14 protein-coding genes are annotated in these 15,927 nt (G+C 66.5%); 7 read left to right on the forward strand and 7 right to left on the reverse strand.

Going from position 1 to position 15,927, the window contains the following annotated elements:
• Positions 1–15 precede the first annotated feature (15 nt).
• From ACEF39_RS18720 to ACEF39_RS18735, 4 genes are all read left to right on the forward strand, one after another.
• Positions 16–2,484 (forward strand): DNA topoisomerase I, encoded by a 2,469-nt coding sequence (locus tag ACEF39_RS18720; protein WP_500286160.1) that lies wholly within the window; start codon positions 16–18, stop codon positions 2,482–2,484.
• A 121-nt stretch (positions 2,485–2,605) separates the two neighbouring features.
• Positions 2,606–3,166 (forward strand): L-threonylcarbamoyladenylate synthase type 1 TsaC, encoded by a 561-nt coding sequence (tsaC, locus tag ACEF39_RS18725; protein ID WP_500286161.1) that lies wholly within the window; start codon positions 2,606–2,608, stop codon positions 3,164–3,166.
• 43 nt (positions 3,167–3,209) lie between these two features.
• Entirely contained in the window at positions 3,210–3,917 is a 708-nt protein-coding gene (locus ACEF39_RS18730; protein ID WP_500286162.1) for a DUF4124 domain-containing protein, read from the forward strand.
• A 451-nt stretch (positions 3,918–4,368) separates the two neighbouring features.
• A complete protein-coding gene (locus tag ACEF39_RS18735; protein WP_500286163.1) occupies positions 4,369–5,085 on the forward strand; it encodes a hypothetical protein in 717 nt (238 codons plus the stop codon).
• Between the two features lie 25 nt (positions 5,086–5,110).
• On the opposite strand, the gene ACEF39_RS18740 is transcribed toward ACEF39_RS18735, so the two are convergent.
• Positions 5,111–5,887: an SDR family oxidoreductase gene (locus ACEF39_RS18740; protein WP_025879399.1), complete on the reverse strand. Its 777-nt coding sequence runs from the start codon at positions 5,885–5,887 to the stop codon at positions 5,111–5,113.
• 111 nt (positions 5,888–5,998) lie between these two features.
• On the opposite strand from ACEF39_RS18740, the gene ACEF39_RS18745 reads away from it, so the two are divergent.
• Positions 5,999–6,202 (forward strand): hypothetical protein, encoded by a 204-nt coding sequence (locus ACEF39_RS18745; protein ID WP_100462255.1) that lies wholly within the window; start codon positions 5,999–6,001, stop codon positions 6,200–6,202.
• Positions 6,203–6,288: 86 nt separating this feature from the next.
• Here ACEF39_RS18745 and sppA read toward each other — a convergent pair whose 3' ends face one another.
• The 4 genes from sppA to ACEF39_RS18765 form a co-directional block, all read right to left on the reverse strand.
• Positions 6,289–8,211: a signal peptide peptidase SppA gene (gene sppA / locus ACEF39_RS18750; protein WP_336032522.1), complete on the reverse strand. Its 1,923-nt coding sequence runs from the start codon at positions 8,209–8,211 to the stop codon at positions 6,289–6,291.
• A gap of 114 nt (positions 8,212–8,325) precedes the next feature.
• On the reverse strand, positions 8,326–9,690 hold the full coding sequence (locus tag ACEF39_RS18755) for an MATE family efflux transporter (RefSeq protein WP_032976478.1): 1,365 nt from the start codon (positions 9,688–9,690) through the stop codon (positions 8,326–8,328).
• 181 nt (positions 9,691–9,871) lie between these two features.
• Positions 9,872–10,450, reverse strand: a complete 579-nt coding sequence (locus ACEF39_RS18760) for a DUF3106 domain-containing protein (protein WP_500286164.1) — start codon at positions 10,448–10,450, stop codon at positions 9,872–9,874.
• Complete coding sequence (locus ACEF39_RS18765; protein WP_500286165.1) at positions 10,443–11,444, reverse strand: hypothetical protein; 1,002 nt, start codon at positions 11,442–11,444, stop codon at positions 10,443–10,445. Before ACEF39_RS18765 ends, ACEF39_RS18760 begins: the two co-directional genes overlap by 8 nt.
• 414 nt (positions 11,445–11,858) lie before the next feature.
• Between ACEF39_RS18765 and ACEF39_RS18770 the strand changes: the two genes are divergently transcribed.
• Positions 11,859–14,048 carry a primosomal protein N' gene (locus ACEF39_RS18770; RefSeq protein WP_500286166.1) on the forward strand — a complete coding sequence of 730 codons (2,190 nt, stop codon included), beginning with the start codon at positions 11,859–11,861 and terminating at the stop codon, positions 14,046–14,048.
• Positions 14,049–14,105: 57 nt separating this feature from the next.
• Here the strand turns inward: ACEF39_RS18770 and ACEF39_RS18775 are convergent, their stop codons facing one another.
• A complete protein-coding gene (locus ACEF39_RS18775; protein ID WP_089238140.1) occupies positions 14,106–14,726 on the reverse strand; it encodes a glutathione S-transferase family protein in 621 nt (206 codons plus the stop codon).
• 78 nt (positions 14,727–14,804) lie between these two features.
• Here ACEF39_RS18775 and ACEF39_RS18780 point away from each other — a divergent pair, with 78 nt between their 5' ends.
• Complete coding sequence (locus ACEF39_RS18780) at positions 14,805–14,996, forward strand: hypothetical protein (protein WP_500286167.1); 192 nt, start codon at positions 14,805–14,807, stop codon at positions 14,994–14,996.
• 59 nt (positions 14,997–15,055) lie between these two features.
• On the opposite strand, the gene ACEF39_RS18785 is transcribed toward ACEF39_RS18780, so the two are convergent.
• A complete protein-coding gene (locus tag ACEF39_RS18785; protein WP_025879390.1) occupies positions 15,056–15,850 on the reverse strand; it encodes an NYN domain-containing protein in 795 nt (264 codons plus the stop codon).
• Positions 15,851–15,927 lie beyond the last annotated feature (77 nt).

A 15,927-nucleotide genomic window follows, 5' to 3' on the forward strand; every position in this document is an offset into this window, starting at 1 on the left:
ACAGACCCTGCTGCCATGCCCAAGCACCTGCTCATCGTTGAATCGCCGGCCAAAGCCAAGACGATCAACAAATACCTCGGCAAGGACTACACGGTCCTGGCCTCGTATGGGCACGTGCGTGACCTGATCCCGAAGGAAGGCGCGGTTGACCCGGACAACGGGTTCGCCATGCATTACGACGTGATCGAAAAGAACGAAAAGCATGTCGATGCGATCGCCAAGGCCGCAAAGGGCGCCGACGACATCCTGCTGGCGACCGATCCGGATCGCGAAGGTGAAGCGATCAGCTGGCATATCGCCGAGATCCTGAAGGAGCGTGGGCTGGTCAAGGACAAGCCGATGCAGCGCGTGGTCTTCACCGAGATCACCCCGCGCGCGATCAAGGAAGCCATCAGCCAGCCGCGCGAGATCGCCAGCGACCTGGTCGATGCCCAGCAGGCGCGCCGCGCGCTGGACTACCTTGTCGGCTTCAACCTGTCGCCGGTGTTGTGGCGCAAGGTCCAGCGCGGCCTGTCCGCAGGCCGCGTGCAGAGCCCGGCGCTGCGCATGATCGTCGAGCGCGAGGAAGAGATCGAAGCCTTCATCGCACGCGAGTACTGGTCGATCGCCGCCGAGTGCGCGCACCCCTCGCAGCACTTCAACGCCAAGTTGATCAAGCTGGACGGGCAGAAGTTCGAGCAGTTCACCGTCACCGACGGCGACACCGCCGAGGCCGCCCGCCTGCGCATCCAGCAGGCCGCACAGGGCGCCCTGCATGTCACCGACGTGGCCAGCAAGGAGCGCAAGCGTCGCCCCGCGCCGCCGTTCACCACCTCCACGCTGCAGCAGGAAGCCTCGCGCAAGCTGGGTTTCACCACCCGCAAGACCATGCAGGTTGCGCAGAAGCTGTACGAAGGCATGGACATCGGCGGCGAAGAAGGCACGGTCGGCCTGATCTCGTACATGCGTACCGACTCGGTGAACCTGTCGCAGGACGCGCTGGCCGAAATCCGCGATGTGATCGCCCGTGACTACGGCATCGCCTCGCTGCCCGACCAGCCCAACACCTACCAGACCAAGTCCAAGAACGCCCAGGAAGCGCACGAAGCGGTGCGTCCGACCTCGGCACTGCGTACCCCGGCCCAGGTCGCGCGGTTCCTGACCGACGACGAGCGCAAGCTGTACGAGCTGATCTGGAAGCGTGCAGTGGCCTGCCAGATGATTCCGGCCACGCTCAACACCGTCAGCGTGGATCTGTCGGCCGGCAGCGAACATGTGTTCCGCGCCAGTGGCACCACGGTGGTCGTGCCCGGTTTCCTGGCCGTCTACGAGGAAGGCAAGGACAGCAAGAGCGCCGAGGATGACGACGAAGGCCGCAAGCTGCCGGCGATGAAGCCGGGTGACCGCGTGCCGCTGGAACGCATCGTGGCCGACCAGCACTTCACCCAGCCGCCGCCGCGCTTTACCGAAGCGGCGCTGGTGAAGGCGCTGGAAGAATATGGCATCGGCCGTCCTTCGACCTACGCCTCGATCATCCAGACCCTGCTGTTCCGCAAGTACGTGGAAATGGAAGGCCGCAGCTTCCGCCCGTCCGATGTCGGCCGTGCGGTATCGAAGTTCCTGTCCAGCCACTTCACCCAGTACGTCGACTACGACTTCACCGCCAAGCTGGAAGACGAGCTCGATGCCGTCTCGCGCGGCGAGGAAGAGTGGATTCCGCTGATGTCGCGCTTCTGGGGCCCGTTCAAGGAACTGGTTGAAGACAAGAAGGAATCGGTCGACCGTGCCGAGGCCAGTGGCGCGCGCGAGCTCGGTACCGACCCGAAGACCGGCAAGCCGGTCAGCGTGCGCCTGGGCCGGTTCGGGCCTTACGCAGCCATCGGCAGCACGGCCGAGGATGCCGAGGACAAGCCCAAGTTCGCTTCGCTGCGGCCGGGCCAGTCGATGCACACCATTTCCCTGGAAGACGCGCTGGAGCTGTTCCTGATGCCGCGCGCGCTGGGTGAGGACAAGGGTGAGGACGTCAGCGTCGGCATCGGCCGCTTCGGCCCGTTCGCCAAGCGCGGCAGCACCTATGCTTCGCTGAAGAAGGAAGACGACCCGTACACCATCGACCTGGCCCGCGCCGTGTTCCTGATCGAAGAGAAGGAAGAAATCGCGCGCAACCGGATCATCAAGGAGTTCGAGGGCAGCGACATCCAGGTGCTGAACGGCCGTTTCGGCCCGTACATCAGCGACGGCAAGATGAACGGCAAGATCCCCAAGGATCGTGAACCGGCATCGCTGACCCTGTCCGAAGTGCAGCAGTTGATGGAAGAAACCGGCAAGCCGGTGCGCAAGGGCTTCGGCGCCAAGAAAGCCGCCGCGAAGAAGGCCCCGGCAAAGAAAGCGGCAGTGAAGAAGGAAGCCGCGCCGAAGAAGGCGGCTGCCAAGAAGGCAGCTGCGAAGAAGGCACCGGCGAAGAAGGCCGTGGCCAAGAAGGCCGTCAAGAAGGCTGCCAAGTAGATCCACGCCATGCGTGGATGAGATGCCAAGGTGTGCGGACCAACGGTCCGCACCCACTGCTGCACCCGTTGTGCACGCAGCGGGAGGATAATGAAGGCCCACGCCGGGCCCGGTCGCCGCCATGAAAGAACTCACGCTGGACACCGCAGTCGCCACGCTTCGTAGTGGCGGGGTGATCGCCTACCCGACCGAAGCGGTCTGGGGCCTGGGGTGCGACCCTTCGCATGAGGCAGCGGTTCACCTGCTGCTGCGGCTGAAGCAGCGCCCGATCGAGAAAGGCATGATCCTGGTGGCCGCGGAACTGTCACAGCTGCAGGGTTGGGTGCGCCTGCAGGCGCTGCCCGATGCACGCCAGCGCGCGGTGCTCGCCAGTTGGCCTGGCGCCAACACCTGGATCCTGCCCGTCGGCACCCGCGCCCCCGGCTGGATCACCGGCGAGCACAGCGGCATCGCGGTACGCATCAGCGACCATCCCTTGGTCGCAGCGCTGTGCCAGGCCTGGGGTGGCCCCCTGGTCTCCACCAGCGCCAACCTCGCCGGCGAGCCCCCCGCGCGCAGCCGCGAAGAGCTGGACCCGCGCCTGCTGCGCCTGCTCGACGGCATCCTCGATGGGCAGACCGGTGGCCTGGCCCAACCCACGCCAATCCGCGACGCGCTCAGTGGCAACGTACTGCGCTCCTGACGGGCTGATTGCGCCGGCGTTGCCGATCGCGCACGCTGCGCCCATGACCCTGCTGCGCCCTGTCCTGTGCCTGGCCCTGCTGCTGCCGTTGCCGGCACTTGCCGCTGACGATGTGCGGGTCTACCGCTGCGTCGGCAGCAATGGTGCCGTCGCCCTGCAGGACAAGCCCTGCACGGCCGGCCGCCAGGAAGTGCGCGACCTGCAACGCCCACGCGACCCGTCGCCGCGGGTGGTCAGCACCGACGCAGCAGTGCCCTCACCGGCGCAAGCACCGCCAATGCGCGAGCGCGAAGTGCGCCATGTCTACATCCAGGCGCCTCAGCCGATGTACGAATGCGTGAGTGAAGACGGCGACCGCTACACCAGCGACAACAACGAAGGGAATCCGCGCTGGGTGCCGCTGTGGACCACGGTCTGGTACCCACATGGTCATCCTGGCGGCGGGCGACCCGGACCACATCCAGGGCCGCGCCCGGCCAGCAGTGGCACCGCCATCGATGCCTCCATCGGTGGAGGACCGCCGGTCTATCGCCCGCCGTCGGTGGGCGTCGGCGTCAACGTGCCTGCCGGCAACATCCTGGTTCGCGATACCTGCCACGCGCTGCCCCCGCAGGAAGTGTGCGCACGCCTGCGTGACCGTCGCTGGGAACTGGACCGGCGCTACAACAGCGCGCTGCAGAGCGAGCGCACCGCGATCAGCAAGGAGCAGCGTGGCATCGATGCACGGCTGGCGCAGGATTGCAGCATCTGAGCCCTGCGCTGGGGCTGTGCCCCGCTTTGGTGGACGCCCACCTTGGTGGGCGCTGGCAGACACAGTGCCAACCAAGGTTGGCAGCTACCGGGGCATGTGAGCCCTGCTTTGGTAGACGCCCACCTTGGTGGGTGCTGGCAGACTGTGGTGCCAACCAAGGTTGGCACCTACCGGGGTATGTGAGCCCTGCTTTGGTAGACGCCCACCTTGGTGGGCGCTGGCAGACACAGTGCCAACCAAGGTTGGCAGCTACCGGGGCATGTGAGCCCTGCTTTGGTAGACGCCCACCTTGGTGGGCGCTGGCAGACTGTGGTGCCAACCAAGGTTGGCACCTACCGGGGCATGTGAGCCCTGCTTTGGTGGACGCCCACCTTGGTGGGCGCTGGCAGACAGCGGTGCAAACCAGGGTTGGCAGCTACCAAGGCATGGGCCACGGCTGTAGGCTGCTCGCATGAGAAGACTGATCTGGCTGGCCATGGGCCTGTTGCCCGGCAACGCGTTGGCCGATGACATAGTGATCTACCGCTGCATGGGCAGCAGCGATGTGCCCACGCTGCAGCGCACCCCCTGCCCCGCTGGTACCCGCCAGCAGATCCAGCGTGTCCCTGCGCCTTCGCCGACAGCACCGGTCGCGCCGGTGCAGAACGGCCCCACTCCGCCGCCTGCAGCGCTGCCGTCCGTGGACGCCGCCGCCGAGCCTGCAGCAACGCAACCACGCGAGGGCCGAACGATCATGGAAGCACGCATGGTCGAGCACGAAGGCGGCGACGCCATACTCGACAGCGCGATGCTGCCACGTTCGGGCGACGCCACGGCGGTGGATGACAACGCACCGCCAAAGCCACCGCTGCCGGCGATCTATCAATGCCTCAGCAGCGAGGGAAGCTCATACCTGCATGAGTACGAAGCCGCACCGGGTCATTGCGAACTGTTGAACGTACAGGGCCTGGGCGGGGCGACACCGGTCAACGCCGCCAGCTGCGAAGTGGTCCGCGACCGCTGCACCGAAGTAGCCGAAGCGCAGCGCTGCGGCAGCTGGCAACAGCGCTTCCGCGATGCACGGGGTCGCGAGCGGTTCGCCGCACCGGAGAATCAGCAGACGGCGCGTAGCGAACGCGAGCGCCTGCAGGCCGTACTGGAAGCCAGCAATTGCCCGGTGCCGAAGTGAAACCATTCGCAGCGAGCGGGCGCCGTCAGAACCCGTAACGCAGGAAGCCGCCATCCACCGCGATGCATTCGCCGGTGACATAGCTCGATGCCGGCAGGCACAGAAAACCCACCGCCGAGGCCACTTCTTCCGGCTCTCCGATGCGCCGCATTGGCGTACGTCCGATCACTTCTTCGTAGTAGTCGGTATCGGACAGCGGGCCGGAGGTGCGACGGGTGCGGATGTACCACGGCGCCACTGCATTGACCCGGATGCCATCCTCGGCCCACTCCACCGCGAGGTTGCGGGTCATCTGGTGCATCGCCGCCTTGGTCATGCCATAGACCACGCCACTGCGCACATGGGTCAGGCCGGACACGCTGCCGACGTTGACGATGGCCGATGACGCGTGGCGCGCGAGCAACGGATGCGCATAGCGCGACAGTTCGAACGCCGAGAACAGATTGGTTTCGAAGATGCCGCGCCATTCGTCTTCGGAATACTCCGTGGCGGGCTTGGTGATGTTGCCACCGGCATTGTTGACCAGGATGTGCAGGCCATCGGCGTGGTCCTCGACCCAGTCCAGGATCTGCCGGCGGTCTTCGTCGTCGGACACATCGGCGGCCAATGCGTGAACCTGGTGTTGCGGATACACATCCAGCAGCTCGTCGCGGGCACTCTCGAGCATATCCAGGTCGCGGCCGACGATCATCAGATCGGCGCCGAGACCGGCCAGTTCATGCGCGATCGCCAGGCCGATACCGGCGCTGGCACCGGTGATCAGGGCCGTCTGCCCATCCAGGCGCCACCGTTGCTGGGTCATATGTTCTCCGGGGCCGCGCCCACTGTCTTTCGATACGGCAAGGATACGCGCTCACGACCTTCCCCTGTCCGTGATGCGACACTGGCCCCACGTCCCTCGTGGAGAGCTGCCATGCGCGTCCTGATTCCCGTTCTGCTGTCGGCCGCCGTGCTGGCCGGGTGCCAGCGCCCTGCACCGCCGAATCCGGAACGACCACCGGAACCGCAGGCATTGGCCAAGGCGGTCAATCAACCCCTGGACCGCGCCAAAGGCGTGCAGAAGACCATGGACGAGGCGGCCGAACGCGAGCGCAAGGCAGAGGCCGACGCGCAGTAGATCCCCGCATGCAACAACGCCCGGCCAAGGCCGGGCGTTGTGTGTTCAGTAGGTCCACGCCATGCGTGGACATCGCTGATCGGGAATCAGAACCCGCAGAAGCAATACGCCAGCGACTTCACCGGTGCACCGTTGCCCTTTTCGCGGGCCGCGTTCTCAACGAAGCGCAGCTGCGTATCGATTTCCGGCATTGTGCGCGCCAGCATCATCCGGCCCACGCCGGAATCGGCCAGCATCCAGGCGCCGGCGTGGCTGCCAGCGAAGCCGCTGACGAACTGCGCGAACGGCGTCGCCGCCTTCTCGATGTAACGCACCCGGTACTTGTCGGTCGCGCCCAGCTTGGCCCGGCCGGCGGCATCAGCCACGGCGTCCTTCAGGCCACCGAAGGCATCGACCAGACCGCGCTCCTTGGCCTGCGCACCGCTCCAGACACGCCCGCGGGCCACTTCGTCGATCGCCTCGACCGGCTTCTTGCGGGCCTCGGCGACACGGCCAGTGAAATCGGCATAGCCCTTGTTGATCACCGACTGGATGACCTGGCCCACCGCCGGGTCCATCGGCCGGGTGACATCGAAGGCACCGGCGAAACGGGTGGTGCCGACGCCGTCGGTGTGCACGCCGAACTTGTCCAGCGCACGGCTGAAGTTGGGGATCATGCCGAAGATGCCGATCGAACCGGTGATGGTCGACGGATCGGCATAGATACGATCGGCGTTCATGCTGATCCAGTAGCCACCCGATGCAGCGAGGTCGCCCATGGACACCACCACCGGCTTGCCCGCAGCCTGCAGGGCCACCACTTCGCGACGGATCTGCTCGGAAGCGTAGACCTCGCCACCCGGAGAATCCACGCGCAACACCACAGCCTTCACGTCGTCATCGTCGCGCGCCGCGCGCAGCAGCGCCGAGGTCGATTCGCCACCGATACGGCCGGCCGGCAGATCGCCGCCGCTGATTTCACCGGAGGCCACCACGACCGCGACCTGCGGACGCGAATCAACCGGGTTGCGGCGCGCATCGAGCTGGGCCATGTAGGTGCCGAAATCGATGTTGCGGAAACCACCGTCGGCGTCTTCATCAGCCACGCCGCGCTCGATCATCAGATCCTCGAATTCCTCGCGGGTCTTCAGCGCGGTCACCAGCTTCTGCTGCAGGGCGAATTTGGCCAGATCACCGCCGGCGGCAGCGACGCCTTCAGGCAGGGTGTCGATGCCGGCCGCCAGCTGTGCCGGATCCAGGCGGCGGGCCTTGGCGATATCGCCGAGGTAGCGCTGCCACACATCGTTCATCCAGAACAGGTCGGCTTCCTTGGACGCCGGCGATGCCGCGTCGAGCACGTACGGCTCGGCGGCCGACTTGTACTCGCCCACCTTGAACAGGTGCACGTCCACGCCCAGCTTGTCCTGCAGGCCGGTACGGAAGTACTGGCGGTAGCGGCCCAGGCCTTCCAGCACCACCGACCCCATCGGGTCCAGGTAGACCTCGTCGGCCTGCGCGGCCAACAGGTACTGCGACTGCCCCATGCTCTCGCTGAAGGCGACCAGCTGCTTGCCCGAGGCGCGCAGGTCCTGCAGCGCAGCGGACACCTCGCGCAGCGAGGCGAAACCGGACGGCTGCAGCTTGTCCAGCTCCAGCACCACCCGCTCGATCTTCTTGTCATCGCGCGCGTTCTCGATCACCCGGATCAGGTCGCGCAGCTGCACTTCCTCGGCACCGTTGTCACCGACGGCCTTGGCCAGTGCGCGACTGACCGGATCGGCGCTGTACTGCTCGACCAGGCGGCCTTCCGGCGCGATCACCAGGGTGGTGCGGTCCTGCAGCGCCTTGCTGGCGCCAGCGCCCATGCCCGCAGCGACGATGAACATCACCAGCACCAGCAGCAACAGGCCGAAGAACACCAGGTTGAGGATCAACCGGCGGGTGAAATTCATCACGTCCCACAGCCCGATGAAGAAGCTGGCGACTGGATTGCGGTTCGCCGGGGGCAGCGGCGGCACGGGTTGGTTCATGGAGCACTCCGGATGGCTTCTTGCCGTGGTGACAGCATAGCCGGTGCCGCGTGAGGCAGCATCGGACACAAGTCAGGGGATCGCCGGTCACGGTTGCCCTGGACCGGCGTGATGTCAGGCCAGCGTGGACTGGCCGATGCGCTTGCTGCTGCGGCTCAGGCGCCAGCCCATCAGGATTGCCGCCGCGGTCAGGCCGACGATCAGGCCGATCCACATGCCCTGCGGGCCCATGCCCAGGCCGAGGCCGAGCCCGGCGCCCAGCGGCATGCCCAGGCCCCAATAGGCGAACATGGCGATGAACATCGGCACGCGGGTGTCCTTCAGTCCGCGCAGCGCGCCGGCCGACAGCACCTGGATGCCATCGGGGAACTGGAAGGTGGCCGCGTACAGCAGCAGGGTCGAGGCCAGACCGGCCACGGCCAGGTCGTTGGTGTAGACGCCGACGATGGCGTCGTGGCCGAACAGCAGCGCCGCCGCCGACAGCGTCTGCGTACCCATGATGATCGCGTAGCCGGCCCACGCCGCACGGCGCACGCCGAAGCCATCGCCACGGCCGACCGCATGGCCGACCCGCACGGTGGTCGCCTCGGCCACGCCCATCGGGATCATGAAGCACAGCTGCGCCACGTTGATCGCGATCTGGTGCGCAGCCGCTTCATTGGCACCCAGGCGACCGATCAACAGGGCGGTGACGATGAACAGGCCACCTTCCATCAACACGGTGATGCCGATCGGCAGGCCGGTGCGCAGCAGGTCCCAGATCGCTGACCAGCGCGGACCCTCGAAGTGCGAGAACAGCTGCAGGTGGGCAAAGCGCTTGGTGAACCACAGGTAGGTACCGAAGGCGATCGCCTGCAGCCACATCATCACCGCCGAGGCGATGCCCAGGCCTTCGGCGCCCATTTCCGGGAAGCCCAGCTTGCCGTTGGCCAGCACGTAGCCCATCGGCGCCAGCACCAGCAGGCCGCCAAAACCGAGCAGCATGGTCGGCAGCGTCCAATGCATGCCTTCACTGAGATAGCGCATGCAGAAGTACAGGGTCAGCGCCGGGCCACCCCAGCGCACCGCATGCAGGAACGCCGTTGCGCCGGGCACGATGTCCGGGGCGATGCCGAAGGCCGGCAGCAGCGGCGGCACCACGGTGAGGAAGGTGAACATGATCAGGCCCAGGCCCAGCGCCAGCCACAGCGCCTGCCGGAACAGCGGGCCGATCTCGCGCTCACGGCCAGCGCCATGCAGCTGCGACACCGAGGCGGTGAGTGATATCAGCGTGCCGATCGGGATCAGCATCGGCAGCCACAGCAGCGCGGTACCGATGGTCACTGCAGCCAGGGTGGATGTCGCATGGTGGCCGGCAATCACGTTGTCGACGAAGGAGATCAGACCGGTGGAGACGTGCCCGAGCACAAGCGGCAGGGCAAGCAGACCGGTGGCGCCGACTTCCTTGCTGAAGCGCGGCGTGGAGGTTGCAGTAGACATAAGGTGCTTGACGCGAACTACGGTTGCGCGCGAAGGGCACAGGCACCGGGTTGCGGCCGGCCATCTTACGCGCGCTGGGCGGTCATTCCCATGACTGCCCCATAAAGGGGACGGAGGGAATTAAGTCGTCTCCGGCACACTCGGGCCAGAAACGACTTAATCCCCTCCGTCCCCTTTTTGCTTACTGGCCGGCCTGGCGCTTGAGCCAGGTGTCGCGTTCGGCGGCGGGGACAGTGAGGAATGCGCTGCGTACGCTGTCGCGTTCCTGCGGCGGCGTGCGCTGGGCGACCAGGGCCAACTGCACCAGCTGCGCCGGGCTCAGCTGGCGCAACACCGCCAGGATGGCGTCGCGCTGTTGCGGCGGCACGAAGCCGAACAGGCCGTGCAGCTTGGGGAATTCCGCGCCCAGTTGCGGGCCCAGACGCCAGCCTTCTCGGAAGGCCTGGTCCTGTGCCTGGAACTGCGTGCGCAGGCGCTGCTGCTGATCGGCCGGCAACGCAGCGAAGCGGCTGGCGGCCTGGCGGATGCGTTCGCGCTCACCCTCTGGCAGGGCCCGCCACGCGGCGTAGTCGCTGCGACGCTGGCGTTGCTGGGCAGGATCGAGTTGCGCGAATGCCGCCGCCGCAGTGGACGCGGGCGTGGCCGCTGATGCTGATGGTGTTGCCGACGGCGTGGGCAGCGGCACATTCAACGATTGCGGAGCAGCGGCCAGCGACAGCGGCAAGGCCAGCAGCAGGCCGGCGAAGAGAAGCTTATTCATCGGCAGCAGAGGTTTCCAGCGCTGCGCCGACCGGTTCCGGGCGGGTCGGCTTGGGTTGTGACTCGTCCACCGGCAACGGGCCACCGGCAGCACTCCAGGCATGCATGTCGGCCTCGGCCAGCAGCGGGTAATCGCGGTCGGCCAGCATGGCGGCATCTTCGCTGGCCTGCGCATCGCCGCCTGCAGCGGGGCGGACATCGCTGGCGGGCAGTGCCTCGACGGTGACCGGCCCGGCCTCACCCACCACGCCTTCGGGCAAGGGGCCATCGGCAGTCAACGCGCGGCCCTGCCAATGGCGCCAGCCCAACGCAGCCAGCAGCAACACCGCCACGGTGATCAACAGGATCACCGGGCCACGCCAGCGCGGCTTGGCATTGGGGCGGCGACGCTTGCCAGTGGCAGGCGCGCGCTCATCGCGCGGCGGTGCACGCCAACTGGAAGCCGGCGCCTGGTTGTTGGCCGCTGGCGCGGACGGTTGCTGCAGCTGCTGCAGGCGCTTGGCCGGCAGGTCACGGACACGCAGCTGCACCTGTTCGGCCAGCGTCCGCCATGCGGCGGCGTCGGGCTGGCCATCGGCATCGCGTGGGCAGGCCGTGGCCAACAGGCGTTGGTAGCCCTCCTCGTCGACATCCAGAACGCGGGTGGCAATGCTCTCGTCCAGACTGCCCCCCACCCGCAGCAGCAGGGCCAGCCGCGGCAGAGGTGCCATGTCGCCCAATGCGGCCAGCGAAGGCGGCCACTGACCGGTGGCCGGCTCGCGCAGCGCCTGGCGCTGGCCCAACAGGGTCCAGAAGCGGCCGGGCCACTGCGCCATCGGCAGGTCGCTGGCGACCGCGGCGAAGGCGCGCATCACCGCAACCAGCGTCTGTTCGGCACGGGCGGGGTCACCGCATTGCAGTTCGGCCACGACCAGGGCACGGCGCTCGACGCCACGCAGAAATGCCGACAGCGCGCCGGCCGCGGTCGAGGAAACAGGGGCGGGCACAGCCGTCATCGGTCACTCCAAAGGTCTGCCGGCATGATAGCGGCAGCCCATCGCTGCCCGGCAGGACTTGCGATTGCAGACACTTCATGCTGCAGGTTGTGCACAGCATCACGCAGGAACGCGGCGATTCCTGGGTGAATGGCTGAATTCACCCTGTTTCAGCAATGTTTCACACTTAACTTATTGATTTTTATTGGATTTAAAGTGTGGCTATTTTTTGACCAACCCAAGCGTGAGGCCGTCGCTATCGGCCTCATGCGGTGCCATGACCCGCTAACGCACAGACTTATCCACAGAAGATGTGGATAAGACTGAATCTCCAATAGACACCGATATTTAGGTGACATTTATGATTCACCGAAGGGCATGCCAGTCGCATTTGCCACTGCCATGCGCCCTCGCAGGGGCCGTTACACTGAGCCGATGCTCGCCCCCGATTCCGGCCCTGTCCCGACCCTGCAGGTCGCTCTGCCCGTCCCCCTGCCGCGCCTGTTTGACTACCTGCCGCCGCAGGGCGTGGGCCCGACGGTGGCAGTCGGCTGCCGGCTGAAGGTGCCGTTCGGCAACCGCGAACTGATCGGCGTGGTGGCCGGCCATGGGCAGGTCGAGGACAGCCAAGGCCTGCGCCAGACGCTGGCCTGGTGTGACACGGCACCGTTGCTGCAGGGCGAGTTGTGGCAGAGCCTGCAGTGGCTGGCCCGCTATACCCACGCCCCGCTGGGCGAGGTACTGAGCACCGCCCTGCCCGGCCCCCTGCGGCACGGCGAGCCGCTGCCCGACACCCATCACTGGGGCTGGCAGCTGACACCGGAGGGCCATGCCCAGCGCGAAAAGCTGCGCGCCGGCAGCCGACCACGGCAACTGGCCGAGCTGCTGGCCGACGCGGTGGTGGACGAGGAGGTCCTGTCCGCGCGCATGCAGGACTGGCGGGTGGCCGCACGCAGCCTGGGCAAGCGCGACCTGGCCGAGCGCATCGCCCTGAGCGTGGCACCGCAGCACGCTCAGCCCCTGCCCGGCCCCACCCTCAATGCGGAGCAGGCCGAGGCCGTGGCCGCGATCACCGCCGCCGAGAGCTTCCAGGCATTCCTGCTGGACGGGGTGACCGGCAGCGGCAAGACCGAGGTCTACCTGCAGGCAATCATCCATTGCCTGGCGCAGGGCAGGCAGGCCCTGGTGCTGGTGCCCGAGATCGGACTGACCCCGCAGACCCTGGCGCGCTTCCGCGGCCGTCTCGGCATCGCCGTGCACGCGTTGCACTCGGGGCTGACCGACAACGAACGTGCGCGGGTCTGGGCCGCGGCCTCGCGCGGCGAAGCACGGGTGATCGTCGGTACGCGTTCGGCGGTGTTCATTCCGCTGCCGCAGCCCGGCCTGTTGATCGTCGACGAAGAGCACGACGGCAGCTACAAGCAGCAGGACGGCATCCGCTACCACGCACGTGATTTCGCTCTGGTGCGGGCCAAGGCGCAAGGTATTCCGGTACTGCTGGGCAGCGCCACGCCTTCATTGGAAACCCTGCACAACGCCTATGCCGGCCGCTATGCGCACCTGCGCCTGAAGCAGCGCGCCGGTGATGCCCGACCACCACGCGTGCGCATCCTGGATGTGCGCAAGCGTCCGCTGCGCGATGGCCTTTCCGCCGACGTACTGGCCGGCATCGGCGAACACCTGCAGCGTGGCCAGCAGGTGCTGGTGTTCAAGAACCGGCGCGGCTATGCGCCGGTGCTGCTGTGCCACGACTGCGGCTGGACCGCGCCGTGCAACCGCTGCGATGCCCCGATGACCGTGCATGGCGGTGGCCGTCGCCTGCAATGCCACCACTGTGGTGCGCGGCAGCCGGCACCGTTGGCCTGCCCCGCCTGTGGCAGCCTGGCGCTGCAGCCCCAGGGCATCGGTACCGAGCGGCTGGAAGAACACCTGGTCAGTGCATTTGCCGATTTCCCGGTGGTGCGCATCGACCGCGGCACCACTTCCCGGCGCGATGCGCTGGAGCAGCAGCTGGCCAAGCTGGGCAACGAACCCGGCATCCTGGTCGGCACGCAGATCCTGGCCAAGGGGCACGACCTGCCCAAGCTGACGCTGGTGGTGGTGGTGGGCATCGACGAAGGCCTGTTCTCGGCCGATTTCCGCGCCAGCGAAAAACTGGCGCAGCAGCTGATCCAGGTGGCCGGTCGCGCCGGTCGCGCGCGCGATCCGGGCGAAGTGTGGTTGCAGACCCATCATCCGGGTCATCCGCTGCTGGAGACACTGGTGAACGGTGGCTACCATCCGTTCGCACAAGCCGAATTGAACCAGCGCGAAGCGGCAGGTTTCCCACCGTTCGCGCACTTGGCGCTGATGCGTGCTGAAGCGCTGCAGGTCGAGCATGCCAATGCGTTCCTGCTGGCCGCGCGGAAACTGCTGGACGAGCAGAACGTGGTGGAAGCCTATGGGCCGATGCCGGCGCCGATGCCGAGGCGTGCCGGCTACCAGCGCACGCAACTGCTGTTGTCGGCGGCGCAGCGGCCACCGCTGCACGGAGTGCTGGCACAGCTGGTGCCGCAGCTGTACGCACTGCCGGAGGCACGCAAGGTGCGCTGGTCGCTGGATGTGGATCCCACCGACCTGTATTGATCGGCAGAGCGCTGCCGAGCATGGCTCGGCACTACAGGTGCCACCTTGGATCCAGCGTTACGTCATCGGGGACATCACGCCGCGCTGGTACGCCGGGCGTTCGCGCAGGCGTGCATACCAGTCGGCCAGGTGCGGCAGGTCCGGGCGCTGGATCGGCAGCTCGAACCACGCGTAGATCAACGAGCCCAGGGCGATGTCACCCATTGCGAATTTCTCGCCTGACAACCACGGTTGCGTGGCAAGGGTCGCATTGGGCAGGGCCAGGAAATCACCGGCGCGCACGATGGCGGCATTGATGCGCGCCTCATCGCGGTCGGCCGGCGCGGTGCGCATGATCCCCCAGATCAGTTCGGAGTACAGTGGCGCCATCCGCGAGGTGCTCCAGTCCATCCACTTCTCGGCCTGCGCACGCTCCATCGCGTCTTCCGCGTACAGCGTGCCCAGCGAATAGCGCGCACTGAGGTAGCGCACGATGGTGTTCGATTCCCACAGCGGCAGGCCGTGGTCTTCGATCACCGGTACCAGCCCGTTCGGGTTCATCGCCACGTACTCCGGCGACTGCGTTCCACCGTGGCTGCCACCCACTTCGATGGACTCGTATGGCAGGCCGATTTCCTCGGCACACCACAGCACCTTGCGGACGTTGCTGGAATTGCGGCGACCCCAGATCTTCAACATGCGGATTTCCTTGCGTGCAGCGCTGCGCCAAGAGGGCGCGGAGCCGTTACGATACGCCGATCCACAAGGGGAAATGGCATGACCGCATGGGATGCAGTGAATTACGTTCTGCTGGCAGCAGGGCTTGTGGTGCTGGTGCTGGGGTACCGCCGATCAAACCGCAACATGCTGCTGTGTGCCGGGCTGTTGCTGCTGGCATTCAACGGAGTTGAGGATTTCGCCGATGGATTCGCTGCGGGCTACGCCGGGTCCGATGCACACGCTCTATAACGCGCACGAACAGCAGCCGAGCGTGGCTCGGCTCTGCTTTGCACCGGCGCTTTCCGTCGTTACCGGTTCTTCTTTGGCAGTGCGCGCACGTAGGAGGATTTACCGTCCTTCTTCAGTTCGAACAGCCCGATCGCAGCCAGCAGGTCGCTGAGTTTTCCGTAGCCGTAATTGCGCGGATCGAACGAGGCCTGGTTGCCGATCTGACTGCCCACCGGGCCCAGGTGCGACCAGCCATCCTCGCCTTCTGCCGAGGACACCGCACGCCGCAACATCTTCACCAGGCGCGTGTCGCTGCGCATTTCCGCCCCGCTCTTGCGTGGGCGCGCATCATCGCTGGTGGCCTGCTCGCTGGGCGCCTGTCCGTTCGATGATTGTTCGTTCGCTGCCTGCTCCACATCCTGCACGCTGGCGTGGGTCTGGCCCAACGCTTCGAGATAGGTGAACTTCGAGCACGCGTTGACGAAGGGTTCCGGGGTCTTCTTTTCGCCGAAGCCATAGACCTTCACGCCGTCGGTCAGCAGGCGCATCACCATCGGGGTGAAGTCGGCATCGCTGGACACGATCGCAAAACCATCGAGGTTGCGCGCGTACAGCAGATCCATCGCGTCGATCACCATCGCCATGTCCGACGCGTTCTTGCCCTTGCTGTAGGCGAACTGCTGGATCGGCCGGATCGCGTATTCGTGCAGCACCGCCTCCCACCCTTTCAGCCGTGGGCTCTTCCAGTTGCCATAGGCACGGCGCACGTTGGCCACGCCATAACGGGCGACCTCGGCCAGGACTTCGTCGATCTTCGAGGCCGGTGCATTGTCGGCGTCGATCAGCAGGGCGATGCGCTTTTCCGGTTCGCTCATGGACTCCTCACGGGCAGTTGCCTGAACCCGAGTATCGCCGATCCGGATGCACGCTGACGTGACAAGGACCGGCCGTG

The organism is Stenotrophomonas indicatrix, assembly GCA_041545745.1.
GTDB lineage: Bacteria > Pseudomonadota > Gammaproteobacteria > Xanthomonadales > Xanthomonadaceae > Stenotrophomonas > Stenotrophomonas indicatrix_A.

Coding starts and splice junctions, on each gene's coding strand:
- ACEF39_RS18735 (WP_500286163.1), top strand. CDS start 4,369: ATGAGAAGACTGATCTGGCTGGCCATGGGCCTGTTGCCCGGCAACGCG.
- ACEF39_RS18785 (WP_025879390.1), bottom strand. CDS start 15,850: ATGAGCGAACCGGAAAAGCGCATCGCCCTGCTGATCGACGCCGACAAT.
- ACEF39_RS18770 (WP_500286166.1), top strand. CDS start 11,859: ATGCTCGCCCCCGATTCCGGCCCTGTCCCGACCCTGCAGGTCGCTCTG.
- ACEF39_RS18740 (WP_025879399.1), bottom strand. CDS start 5,887: ATGACCCAGCAACGGTGGCGCCTGGATGGGCAGACGGCCCTGATCACC.
- ACEF39_RS18730 (WP_500286162.1), top strand. CDS start 3,210: ATGACCCTGCTGCGCCCTGTCCTGTGCCTGGCCCTGCTGCTGCCGTTG.
- ACEF39_RS18760 (WP_500286164.1), bottom strand. CDS start 10,450: ATGAATAAGCTTCTCTTCGCCGGCCTGCTGCTGGCCTTGCCGCTGTCG.
- ACEF39_RS18745 (WP_100462255.1), top strand. CDS start 5,999: ATGCGCGTCCTGATTCCCGTTCTGCTGTCGGCCGCCGTGCTGGCCGGG.
- sppA (WP_336032522.1), bottom strand. CDS start 8,211: ATGAACCAACCCGTGCCGCCGCTGCCCCCGGCGAACCGCAATCCAGTC.
- ACEF39_RS18755 (WP_032976478.1), bottom strand. CDS start 9,690: ATGTCTACTGCAACCTCCACGCCGCGCTTCAGCAAGGAAGTCGGCGCC.
- ACEF39_RS18780 (WP_500286167.1), top strand. CDS start 14,805: ATGACCGCATGGGATGCAGTGAATTACGTTCTGCTGGCAGCAGGGCTT.
- ACEF39_RS18765 (WP_500286165.1), bottom strand. CDS start 11,444: ATGACGGCTGTGCCCGCCCCTGTTTCCTCGACCGCGGCCGGCGCGCTG.
- tsaC (WP_500286161.1), top strand. CDS start 2,606: ATGAAAGAACTCACGCTGGACACCGCAGTCGCCACGCTTCGTAGTGGC.
- ACEF39_RS18720 (WP_500286160.1), top strand. CDS start 16: ATGCCCAAGCACCTGCTCATCGTTGAATCGCCGGCCAAAGCCAAGACG.
- ACEF39_RS18775 (WP_089238140.1), bottom strand. CDS start 14,726: ATGTTGAAGATCTGGGGTCGCCGCAATTCCAGCAACGTCCGCAAGGTG.